The following is a 10,745-nucleotide window of genomic DNA, read 5'->3' as shown; positions in this document are numbered from 1 at the left end:
GTCCCGGGGGCCTTGTCGTGGCACGAGGTGTCGCCTAGCGTCGGGCGCATGGGTGTCGCACTGGTGACCGGCAGTTCCCGGGGTCTCGGCCGCGTGATCGCTCGCCGGCTGGCCAGAGACGGGTTCGCCGTCGCGGTCAACGGCCGCCACGACGACGCCGACCTGAAGACGGCGGCGGAGGGCATCCTCGCCGAAGGCGGCCGCGCGGCGGCGTTCGTCGCGGACGTCACCGACCGGCGCCAGGCCGGCGACCTGGTCGACGCGGTCACGGCGCTGCTCGGCCCGATCGGCGTGCTGGTGCTCAACGCCACCGGTCCCCAGCCGGAGGCGCCGCTGTCCGCGGTCGACTGGCCGGATCACCTGGCCCAGCTGGACTTCTTCGTCCGGTCGCCGGTGCTGCTCGGGCACGCGGTGCTGCCGGGCATGCGCGCCCGCGGCCACGGCCGCATCGTGCACGTCGACTCGGAGGTGGCGGACCGCCCGCCCCCCGGCCGCTCGGCGTACGCGACGGCCAAGAGTGCCCAGATCGGCCTGGTCCGGGCATGGGCGCGCGAACTGGCCGCGGACGGCATCACGGTCAACACGGTGGCGCCCGGCTTCATCCCGGTGGAGCGGCACGCGGAGGTCCCGGAGGCCGAGCGCGAGGAGTACCGCGCCTCGGTCCCGGCCGGGCGCCTGGGAACACCGGAGGAAGTGGCGGCCGCGGTGAGTTTCTTCGCCTCGGAGGAGGCGGGATTCGTGACCGGCCAGCGCCTCCTGGTCGACGGCGGCCGCTCGCTCGGCTAGGGCCCTTCGTTGATCGCGTCGATGTGGACGATGGCTTCGCAGCGAACGGCGAACGCCGGCAGACTGGTGTCCTGCGTGGGCTGAGCGATGAGGTTGTAGAGCTCTCGCGCGACGTAGCGTTTCAGGCAGCGGATCGCTTCGCGCTTGGTCTTGCCTTCGCGGACGCGTCGGTCGATGTAGGCGCGGGTCCCAGCGGAGTCGCGCGATGACGATCATGTAAAGGGCGAAGTTGGCTTGACGGTCGCCGCCTCGGTTGAGCCTGCGTCGTTGCGCCTTGCCGGAAGCCATCTCGGCGGGACTTGCTCCGCAGAGTGCCGCGAAAGACGCTTCATTGGTGAGCCGGTGTGAGTTGTCGCCGGCTGCCAGGCGCAGAGCTGCGGCGGTGTCGGCGCCGACGAGGGTCGCCTTGAGGTGGTTGATCACCTGCGCCCGTGACTTGATGGCCGAGGCTTTGGCGAGCTTGAACAGGCGGATCCGTTCCACGTGACCATCGCCGGCCTTGGCGACGGCAGTAGCTCGGCCGGACAGGACCGCTCGGGCTGCCCGGCAACACCAACTCCCAGCTCAACTTGCTCGAGACCGACCTCGGTACAGGCCCTAGATCCCTGCCAGCGCAAGGATCCCGCCGATGTCACAGGCGAGGAAGCCGAAGCCATCGAGGTCAGTCAGCGTGCAGGCGTCCTCGTCGTCGGTCATCAAGTACTGGAAGGTGCCATGCGGGGCCTCTCCGCGCCCGACCGGCCATCGCCAAGCCAAGTCCTTTGTGGACGAACAACCCGCTCCCGCCACCGTCGGAATCCGATTCGATTCCGGGCACCGGTTCCCCCTCCGTCACCATTCTCCCGAACCCGTGACCACATTATCCACAGCATCATATATCGTTTAAGAAAGCGCGAAGCGCCTTCGCCGCGCGAAGCACCTTCGCCGCGCTTCGCGTGCCGCATCCCGTTGTCACACAGGCGGAACAGCGACCTCCTTGCGGTGAATCCGCGCGCGGCGTACGTCGTTTTGTCGGAGGTCCCCTCTAACGTCCGTGCCATGACCGAAAAGAGCACGGTGCGCACGCGCGAAATGGCCTACGAGCTCAGAGGCCAGCGCGAGCTGAAGCGGATGACCCTGCGCGAGGTGGCCCGCCGCGCGGACTGGTCGGCGTCGAAGGTGTCGGCCTGGGAGAACGGCCGCCGCATCTCGGCGGTCGACGCCGCCATCTACCTCGCCCACTGCGGGACCGGGGCCGCCGAACGCGCGCGGCTCCTCGAGCTGGCCAAGCCGTCCGGCGACCTCTACTGGGTACGGCCGTACTTCGACAAGCTCGTCGACCCGACGAAATCGCTCGTCATCCAGGAAAACCTGGCGCGTTCGATGGTCTACTACAGCCCGGCCGCCATCCCCGGGATGCTGCAGACGGAGGAATACGTCCACGCCTGTTTCGAACTCACCGGCCGCTACACCGCCGACAGGCTCGACACGCTGACGCGGGCCCGCGTGGAACGGCAGCGGCTGCTCCAACGCCACGACCCGCCGAGCTGCACCTTCTTCGTGCACGAGCGCGCGCTGCGCTCGGTTGTGGGCGGCCCGGCGCTCATGCACGAACAGCTGCAGAACCTCGTGCTGGCCACGAACCTGCCGCACTGCGTCATCCGGGTGGTCCCGGAGTCGGACCCCACGTTCCGCGTACTGAGCACGACCTTCACGGTCATGGAATTCCCCGAGCACCCACCGGTCGTCTACGAAGAGACCCACACCGCGGGCTTGTTCGTGGACGACCGCATCGCCGTGGAGGCGTTCTACCTCCTCACCACCCGCCTGGAGCAAGTGGCGCTGTCCGAGGGACGCTCGCGGGACTGGCTCATCCGGTTCGCGAACGAGTACGAACGCCTGAGAGAGTGATCGAGTCACGACCGAGCGGCTTCGCGGCAAGGAGGCGTGCGGCGCAGAGGTCGCGAAGCAGCAGCGAGGGGCAGCCCGTTTCGGCTTCCGTTCGGCGCACGGCAGGATGGCGTCATGGAGATCGAGCTGCTGCCGCCGTCCGCTGGAGCCGTGGCGATCGACTCGGTTACCGCGTGACGCGCCGCGCCGACCTCGCCGAGGACCACCCGCGCCTCGCGCCGCCGCCGGCCACGCCGTGCGACCGCAGGGGGTTCGCGTGACAGTGCTCGCCGGAGCGCGGGTGTTCGATCCCGAAACCGGGGAGACGACCCGCGCGGACGTACGGCTGGACGGCGACCGGATCGCCGAGGTCGGCCGGGGACTGGAGGGCGAACAGGTCGACTGCTCCGGGGGTTTGCTGATCCCCGGGCTCATCGACTGCCACGTGCACGTGGCCTTTCCGCGGCCCGAGCCGTTGCCGCGCAGTGCGCGGATCCTCGAAGCCGTGCCGGTGCTGCGCGAGCTGCTGGCGCGCGGGATCACCACGGTCCGCGACGCCTGGGGCGCCGACGCCGGGTTCAAGCACGCCCTGCGCGAAGGGTGGATCACCGGCCCCGACCTGCTGGTCAGCCTGCGTCAGCTGGGGCCGACCGGCGGGCTCGGCGACAGCTGGGAGCCGCCCGCGGGCGCCGTCGACCACTACGGTGACCCGTCGCTGCCCGACCCGCTGTTCGACGGGCCGGACGCGGCGCGCGCGGCGGTCCGCCGGATGGTGCGGGCGGGCGCCGACTGGATCAAGGTCGGCGCGAGCGGGGCGATGCGGGCGGTGCGCACGGGAACCGACGTCCGGCCGACCGACGACGAACTCGCCGCGCTGGTCGACGAGGCCCGCCGCTGCGGCCGGGACGTCCTGGCCCACGCGCACACGTCCGCCGCCGTCGTCTCGGCCGCCCGCGCCGGGGCGCGCAGCATCGAACACGGCACCTTCCTCGACGACACCGCTGTCGCGGCCTTGGCCGGCGCTTGGTACGTGCCGACGCTCTCGCCGATCAGCGACAGCGAGTTCGCCGGGACCCACCGTCGTTCGGTCCGGCTCGCGGCGGACGCGGGTGTCCGCATCGCCGCCGGTTCGGACCTCGCCCCGCGTCCCCATGTCGACTTGACGACCGAGCTGCGGCTGCTGGCCGCGGTGCTCGGCGAGGCGGCCGCCCTGAAGGCGGCCACGTCCGAAGCAGCGCGGCTGCTCCGCCTCGACGACGACCGCGGCCGCATCGAGCCGGGGCTGCGCGCCGACCTCGTGCTGCTGGACGGCACGGATCTCGACGTGACCGACCTGCCCGGGCGGACCCGGGCGGTCTGGCACGACGGGAAGCGCGTCGCCGACCCGGGCGGGGCACAGACGTGAAGACGCTCGCGAACCGGCCCGAGGCGCGGTTCGCGAGCGTCGAGGAGAAAAGCCCTACTTGTCCCGGCGGAAGAGCTTGTTGCCCAGCCACACGATCGGGTCGTACTTGCGGTCCGCGACGCGCTCCTTCATCGGGATGAGCGCGTTGTCGGTGATGTGGATCCCCTCCGGGCACACCTCCGAACAGCACTTCGTGATGTTGCAGTACCCGAGCCCGTGCTCGTCCTGGGCCGCATCACGGCGGTCCGCCACGTCCAGCGGGTGCATCTCCAGCTCGGCGATGCGCATCAGGTACCGCGGCCCGGCGAAGGCTTCCTTGTTCTCCTCGTGGTCACGCACCACGTGGCAGGTGTTCTGGCACAGGAAGCACTCGATGCACTTGCGGAACTCCTGCGACCGCTCGACGTCCACCTGCTGCATCCGGTACTCGCCCGGTTTCAGGTCCGCCGGCGGCGTGAACGACGGGATCTCGCGCGCCTTCGTGTAGTTGAACGACACGTCGGTGACGAGGTCGCGGATCACCGGGAACGTCCGCATCGGCGTCACCGTGATCACCTCGTCCTCGGTGAACGTCGACATCCGCGTCATGCACAGCAGGCGCGGGCGGCCGTTGATCTCCGCCGAGCACGAGCCGCACTTGCCCGCCTTGCAGTTCCAGCGGACGGCGAGGTCCGCGGCCTGGGTCGCCTGCAGCCGGTGGATGATGTCGAGGACGACCTCGCCCTCGTTCACCTCCACCGTGAAGTCCTGCAGCCCGCCGCCGTCGGCGTCGCCGCGCCAGACCCGGAAACTCGCCTTGTAGCTCATGCCTTGCTCCCGGGGTGCGTCTCGAGCTCCGCATCGGTGTAGTACTTCCCGAGTTCGCCGAACTCGAACAGCTCCAGCAGGTCCTGCCGCAGCGGCACCTGCTCCTTCACCTCGACGCCGACGTCCGGCACCACCGGGTTGTCGCCCGGGGACGCCGAGCACACGAGCAGCTTGTTGCGCCAGTCCGCTTCCATGCCCGGGTAGTCGTCGCGCGTGTGCCCGCCGCGGCTTTCGGTCCGCGTCAGCGCCGCCTTCGCGACGCACTCGCTGACCATCAGCATGTTGCGCAGGTCGATCGCGAGGTGCCAGCCGGGGTTGAACTGCCGGTGGCCTTCGACGGTGACGCGCAGGATCCGCTGCCGCAGCTCGTCGAGCTTCGCCAGCGCCTGCGCCATCTCCTCCGCCTTGCGGATGATGCCGACCAGGTCGTTCATCGACTGCTGCAGCTCGGTGTGCAGGGTGTACGGGTTCTCCCCCGAACCGCCCTCGGGCGGGTCGAACGGCGCCAGCGCCATCTTCGCCGCGGCGTCCACATCGGACTCCTTGACTACGGGCCTGCCGTCGAGCCCCTGCACGTACTCGGCGGCGCCCAGCCCCGCGCGCCGGCCGAACACCAGCAGGTCGGACAGCGAGTTCCCGCCGAGCCGGTTGGACCCGTGCATGCCGCCCGAGCACTCGCCGGCCGCGAACAGGCCGGGCACGCTCGCCGCGGCCGTGTCCGGGTCGACTTCGATGCCGCCCATGACGTAGTGGCAGGTCGGGCCGACCTCCATCGGCTCCGCGGTGATGTCGACGTCCGCCAGCTCCTTGAACTGGTGGTACATCGACGGCAGCCGCTTGCGGATCTCCTCGGCCGGCAGCCGGCTGGCGATGTCGAGGAAGACGCCGCCGTGCGGGGAGCCGCGGCCCTCCTTGACCTCGGAGTTGATCGCGCGGGCGACCTCGTCGCGGGGCAGCAGGTCGGGCGTGCGCCGGTTGTTCTCCTGGTCGGAGTACCAGCGGTCGGCTTCCTCTTCGCTTTCGGCGTACTGGCCCTTGAAGACGTCGGGCACGTACTCGAACATGAACCGCTTGCCGTCGGAGTTCTTCAGCACACCGCCGTCGCCGCGCACGCCCTCGGTGACGAGGATGCCCTTGACGCTCGGCGGCCAGACCATCCCGGTCGGGTGGAACTGGACGAACTCCATGTTGATCAGCTTCGCGCCCGCCCGCAGGGCCAGCGCGTGGCCGTCACCGGTGTACTCCCACGAGTTCGACGTCACCTTGAACGACTTGCCGATGCCGCCGGTGGCGAGCACGACCGCGGGCGCCTCGAAGAGGACGAACCGCCCGCTCTCGCGCCAGTAGCCGAACGCGCCGGCGATGCGGCCCTCGGTGGTGAGCAGCTCGGTGACCGTGCACTCGGCGAAGACCTTGATCTTCGCTTCGTAGTCCCCGGTCTCGGCGAAGTCCTCCTGCTGCAGCGAGACGATCTTCTGCTGCATCGTGCGGATCAGCTCGAGCCCGGTGCGGTCACCGACGTGCGCCAGCCGCGGGTACGTGTGCCCGCCGAAGTTGCGCTGGCTGATCCGGCCGTCGGCGGTGCGGTCGAACAGCGCGCCGTACGTCTCGAGCTCCCAGACGCGGTCCGGCGCCTCCTTGGCGTGCAGCTCGGCCATCCGCCAGTTGTTGAGGAACTTCCCGCCGCGCATGGTGTCGCGGAAGTGGACCTGCCAGTTGTCGTTCGAGTTCGCGTTGCCCATCGAGGCGGCGCACCCGCCCTCGGCCATCACCGTGTGCGCCTTGCCGAACAGGGACTTGCACACGACGGCGACGCGGAAGCCGCGTTCGCGGGCTTCGATCACGGCGCGCAGACCGGCGCCACCGGCACCGATCACCACCACGTCGTAGCTGTGCCGTTCGACCTCGGTCATGAAGAGATTCCACCTCGGAACTGGGGACGTCTGTTGTTGGGAGAGCGGGACGCTAGTTGACGAATCTCAGGTCCGAGATCGCGCCGCTGGCGACGAGCATGACGTAGAAGTCGGTCAGCACCAGCGTGCCGAGCGTCGTCCAGGCCAGCGTCATGTGGCGGGTGTTGAGCTTCGAGACCTTGGTCCAGATCCAGTAGCGCACCGGATGCTTGGAGAAGTGCTTCAGCCGGCCGCCGGTCACGTGCCGGCAGGAGTGGCAGGACAGCGTGTACGCCCAGAGCAGGATCACGTTGCCCAGCAGGACGATGTTGCCGAGCCCGAAGCCGAAGCCGCCGGTCTTGCCGTGGAAGGCCGTGATGGCGTCGTAGGTGTTGACCAACGAGACGATCAGCGCCACGTAGAAGAAGTAGCGGTGGATGTTCTGGATGATCAGCGGCAGCCGCGTCTCGCCGGTGTACTTGGCGTGCGGTTCCGCGACGGCGCAGGCGGGCGGGGAGAACCACACCGACCGGTAGTAGGCCTTGCGGTAGTAGTAGCAGGTCAGGCGGAACCCGAGCAGGAACGGCAGCACGACGAAGCCGAGCGGGATGAACCCGGGCAGGTCGCCGAACCAGTGGCCGAAGTGGCTCGAGCCCTCGACGCAGGAAGTGGACAGGCAGGGCGAGTAGAACGGCGTCAGGTAGTGGTAGTCGGGCACCCAGTAGGCGGTGCGCACGAACGACCGGACCGTCGCGTAGATGATGAACGCCGACAGTCCGAGCACGGTCAGCAGCGGCTGGAGCCACCACCGGTCCGTGCGGAGGGTGCGCTCGGCGATCCGGGCCCGCTTGGGGGCCCGGACGCCGGTGCCGACGCCGTTGTCAGCGGGAGCGCTCACCGCTGGTCGCGCTTGTAGCCGCCGACGCCTTCGTCATCGGCGCCGTGCCACAGCGCCGGGTCGTAGGGGGTGTCGGGGACGGGAACGCGCTCCGCGGCCTTCGCCTGCGCGGGCACCGCGAGGGGCACACCGTCGAGGTCCGCGGTGTCGATGTCGAGGCGCTCGACGTCATTGGCGAGCCGGCGCACCGCCGACGCGTCGCCGTAGCGAGAGCGCAGTGCGCCGACGCACTGCCGGAGCTGGCCGATGGTTCGCCGCAGCTCGGCGATCTCGGAGGTGGACATCATGCCTCCCGTGTGGTGGGGCTGGCAGGGAACCGGCTACGGCTGTGCCACGCGTCGTGCAGTGTGACAACTAGCACACTAACGGTTCTGGAGGTGATCGGGGTCACGCGGGTCGATCTTCTGAATCGATTTTGATTCGGCGTTTTCCCGAGGTAGTGTGGCCAGAGTCACGACCCTGAGGCGTCAGCGCTGCCGTCCCGCGGACCACCCCACACCAGTGATCCGGAGCCGGACATGAGCCCGACCCCCACCACATCGTTGCACCCCGTCATCGCCGAAGTCACCGCCCGCATCGCCGCGCGCAGTGCCGCGACCCGCACGGCCTACCTCGACCGCATGGCCGCCGCCCACGAAGAAGGCCCGGTCCGCCGCGGCCTCGCGTGCAGCAACCTCGCCCACGGTTTCGCCGCGATGGACGGCGTCGACAAGGAAGCGCTGCGCGCCGCGCGCGCCCCCGGCGTCGCGATCGTGTCGTCCTACAACGACATGCTGTCGGCGCACCAGCCGATGCAGGAGTACCCGGCCTGGCTGAAGAAGTCCGTGCGGTCCGCCGGCGGCGTCGCGCAGTTCGCCGGCGGCGTGCCCGCGATGTGCGACGGGATCACGCAGGGCCGCGCGGGCATGGAGCTGTCGCTGTTCAGCCGCGAGGTCATCGCGATGTCGACGGCGATCGCGCTGTCGCACGACATGTTCGACGCCGCGCTGCTGCTGGGCGTCTGCGACAAGATCGTTCCCGGCCTGCTGATCGGCGCCCTGTCGTTCGGGCACCTGCCGGTGTTGCTGATCCCGGCGGGCCCGATGAACTCCGGGCTGCCGAACAAGGAGAAGGCGCGCGTCCGGCAGCTCTACGCCGAGGGCCTCGCGACCCGCGAAGACCTCCTCGACGCCGAAGCGGCGTCGTACCACTCGGCCGGCACCTGCACCTTCTACGGCACGGCCAACTCGAACCAGATGGTCGTCGAGGTGATGGGCCTGCACCTGCCGGGCGCCAGCTTCGTGCAGCCGGGTTCTTCTTTGCGCCAGGCGCTGACCGAGGAAGCCGGGCGGCGGGTCGTCGCTCTGTCCCGCGGCGAGGAGTACACGCCGGTCTCGCGGATCCTCGACGAGAAGGCGTTCGTCAACGGCGTCGTCGCGCTGCTCGCCACGGGCGGCTCGACCAACCACACGATGCACCTCGTGGCGATCGCCGCGGCCGCGGGCATCCAGCTGACCTGGGACGACTTCTCCGACCTGTCGGCCGCCGTGCCGCTGCTGGCGCGGGTGTACCCGAACGGCAGCGCCGACATCAACCACTTCCACGCCGCCGGCGGCATCCAGTTCCTGGTCGGCACGCTGCTCGACGCGGGGTTCCTGCACGAAGACGTCCACACGGTGGCCGGGTTCGGGCTGCACCGCTACCGCGCCGAGCCGATCCTGTCCGACGGCGAGCTGGTCTGGCGCGACGTGCCCACCCGCAGCCTCGACGAAGACGTCCTGCGCCCGGTCTGGCGCCCCTTCGCCGCCGACGGCGGGCTGCGGATGGTCGAGGGCAACCTCGGCCGCGGCGTGGTCAAGGTGTCCGCGGTGGCGCCCGAGCACCGCGTCGTCCAGGCGCCGGCGCGGGTGTTCACCACGCAGGAGGACTTCAAGGCCGCGTTCGAGGCCGGCGAGCTGGACCGCGACGTCGTCGTCGTGCTCCGGCAGCAGGGCCCGCAGGCCAACGGCATGCCGGAACTGCACGGCCTGACGCCGGCGCTGGGCGTGCTGATGGACCGCGGGCACGCCGTGGCGCTGGTCACCGACGGTCGCATGTCGGGCGCGTCGGGCAAGATCCCGGCGGCCATCCAGGTGACGCCGGAAGCCGCGGCGGGCGGGGTCATCGCGCGCATCGCCGACGGCGACGTCATCCGGCTCGACGCCGCTTCGGGCTCCCTCGACGTGCTCGTCGGTGACGAAGAACTCGCCCGCCGTGAACTTGTGGACTCGCCGCCGTCCGAAGCATCCTGGACCGGCACCGGCCGAGAGCTGTTCGCCGCGTTGCGCCGTGCCGTCGGCCCCGCTGACCAGGGCGCTTCCGTGTTCGGCCCGTTGACGCCGGAGCACTTCGGAATGCCCACTCTGGAAATCCAGGAGGTCGGTCAGTGACCACCGGTCAGGACCTGCTCGAGCTGTCCCCCGTGATGCCCGTCGTGGTGATCGACGACGCCGACGACGCGGTGCCCACGGCCCGGGCCCTGCTCGCCGGCGGGATCGGGGTCATCGAGCTGACCCTGCGCACCCCGGCGGCGTTGTCCGCGATCGAGCGCGTCGCCGCGGAGGTGCCGGACATCGTCATCGGCGCGGGCACGGTCGTCTCGCCGGACCAGGCGAAGCAGGCGGCCGACGCGGGCGCGAAGTTCCTCGTGACGCCGGGCTGCACGGACGCCGTCGTCGACGCGTGCTTCGAGTCCGGGCTGCCGTTCCTGCCCGGCGCGAGCACGGTGTCCGAGGCGATGCGGCTGGCCGAGCGCGGGCTCACGGCGCTGAAGTTCTTCCCGGCGGAGGCGTCCGGCGGCGTCGCGTACCTGAAGTCGATCGCGGGTCCGCTGCCGTCGCTGAAGTTCTGCCCGACCGGCGGGATCACGGTGGCCTCGGCGCCGTCGTACCTGGCGCTGCCGAACGTCGGCTGCATCGGCGGTTCGTGGCTGACGGCCTCGCTCGACCCCGCCACGATCGAGAAGCTGGCCGCGGAAGCCGCCGCGCTGTAGCGGAGATCACCCCGCGTCATCGCCGCACCCGAACGGCGGAATGCGCGTCCGCATTCCGGGAGCACCGTTCCAGCGCGC

General features: G+C 70.3%; 9 protein-coding genes and 1 pseudogene. 5 read left to right on the top strand and 5 right to left on the bottom strand.

What is annotated here, in order from left to right; genetic code table 11:
• The first annotated feature begins 48 nt into the window (after window positions 1-48).
• A complete protein-coding gene (locus CCN39_RS14315; RefSeq protein ID WP_086842203.1) occupies window positions 49-786 on the top strand; it encodes an SDR family NAD(P)-dependent oxidoreductase in 738 nt (245 codons plus the stop codon).
• Here the strand turns inward: CCN39_RS14315 and CCN39_RS51720 are convergent.
• Window positions 783-1,182: pseudogene (locus CCN39_RS51720) on the bottom strand (transposase); the annotation flags it as partial. The gene CCN39_RS14315 and the pseudogene CCN39_RS51720 sit on opposite strands and share 4 nt — an antisense overlap.
• Window positions 1,183-1,824: 642 nt before the next feature.
• Here CCN39_RS51720 and CCN39_RS14305 point away from each other — a divergent pair.
• Entirely contained in the window at window positions 1,825-2,676 is an 852-nt protein-coding gene (locus tag CCN39_RS14305) for a helix-turn-helix domain-containing protein (RefSeq protein ID WP_086842202.1), read from the top strand.
• Window positions 2,677-2,932: 256 nt separating this feature from the next.
• Window positions 2,933-4,060 (top strand): amidohydrolase family protein, encoded by a 1,128-nt coding sequence (locus CCN39_RS14300; protein WP_158104505.1) that lies wholly within the window; start codon window positions 2,933-2,935, stop codon window positions 4,058-4,060.
• Between the two features lie 54 nt (window positions 4,061-4,114).
• On the opposite strand, the gene CCN39_RS14295 is transcribed toward CCN39_RS14300, so the two are convergent.
• Genes CCN39_RS14295 through CCN39_RS14280 form a run of 4 tightly spaced genes read right to left on the bottom strand, consistent with a single transcriptional unit; the run spans window position 4,115 to window position 7,941 of the window.
• A complete protein-coding gene (locus CCN39_RS14295; protein WP_043783250.1) occupies window positions 4,115-4,867 on the bottom strand; it encodes a succinate dehydrogenase/fumarate reductase iron-sulfur subunit in 753 nt (250 codons plus the stop codon).
• Window positions 4,864-6,780 (bottom strand): fumarate reductase/succinate dehydrogenase flavoprotein subunit, encoded by a 1,917-nt coding sequence (locus tag CCN39_RS14290; RefSeq protein ID WP_086842198.1) that lies wholly within the window; start codon window positions 6,778-6,780, stop codon window positions 4,864-4,866. The genes CCN39_RS14295 and CCN39_RS14290 overlap by 4 nt, the downstream gene beginning before the upstream one ends.
• A gap of 52 nt (window positions 6,781-6,832) precedes the next feature.
• On the bottom strand, window positions 6,833-7,657 hold the full coding sequence (sdhC, locus tag CCN39_RS14285) for a succinate dehydrogenase subunit SdhC (protein WP_086842196.1): 825 nt from the start codon (window positions 7,655-7,657) through the stop codon (window positions 6,833-6,835).
• Window positions 7,654-7,941, bottom strand: coding sequence for an Rv0250c family protein (locus CCN39_RS14280; protein WP_003054488.1), 288 nt, complete (start codon window positions 7,939-7,941; stop codon window positions 7,654-7,656). The genes sdhC and CCN39_RS14280 overlap by 4 nt, the downstream gene beginning before the upstream one ends.
• A 234-nt stretch (window positions 7,942-8,175) precedes the next feature.
• Here CCN39_RS14280 and edd point away from each other — a divergent pair, with 234 nt between their 5' ends.
• Both edd and eda read left to right on the top strand, forming a co-directional pair.
• Window positions 8,176-10,065 (top strand): phosphogluconate dehydratase, encoded by a 1,890-nt coding sequence (gene edd / locus CCN39_RS14275; protein ID WP_167455082.1) that lies wholly within the window; start codon window positions 8,176-8,178, stop codon window positions 10,063-10,065.
• Window positions 10,062-10,667, top strand: coding sequence for a bifunctional 4-hydroxy-2-oxoglutarate aldolase/2-dehydro-3-deoxy-phosphogluconate aldolase (gene eda / locus CCN39_RS14270; protein WP_086842194.1), 606 nt, complete (start codon window positions 10,062-10,064; stop codon window positions 10,665-10,667). Before edd ends, eda begins: the two co-directional genes overlap by 4 nt.
• The last annotated feature ends 78 nt before the right edge of the window (window positions 10,668-10,745 follow it).

Origin of the sequence: Amycolatopsis kentuckyensis, from assembly GCF_002155975.1 — a bacterium.
Taxonomy (GTDB): domain Bacteria; phylum Actinomycetota; class Actinomycetes; order Mycobacteriales; family Pseudonocardiaceae; genus Amycolatopsis; species Amycolatopsis kentuckyensis.
Note: the sequence above shows the minus strand (reverse complement) of the source record. Positions and strands in the feature narration are given on the sequence as shown.

Excerpts from the sequence above, each read along its gene's own strand:
- CCN39_RS14280 (WP_003054488.1), bottom strand. The coding sequence starts at position 7,941 with ATGTCCACCTCCGAGATCGCCGAGCTGCGGCGAACCATCGGCCAGCTC.
- CCN39_RS14295 (WP_043783250.1), bottom strand. The coding sequence starts at position 4,867 with ATGAGCTACAAGGCGAGTTTCCGGGTCTGGCGCGGCGACGCCGACGGC.
- CCN39_RS14315 (WP_086842203.1), top strand. The coding sequence starts at position 49 with ATGGGTGTCGCACTGGTGACCGGCAGTTCCCGGGGTCTCGGCCGCGTG.
- edd (WP_167455082.1), top strand. The coding sequence starts at position 8,176 with ATGAGCCCGACCCCCACCACATCGTTGCACCCCGTCATCGCCGAAGTC.
- CCN39_RS14305 (WP_086842202.1), top strand. The coding sequence starts at position 1,825 with ATGACCGAAAAGAGCACGGTGCGCACGCGCGAAATGGCCTACGAGCTC.
- CCN39_RS14290 (WP_086842198.1), bottom strand. The coding sequence starts at position 6,780 with ATGACCGAGGTCGAACGGCACAGCTACGACGTGGTGGTGATCGGTGCC.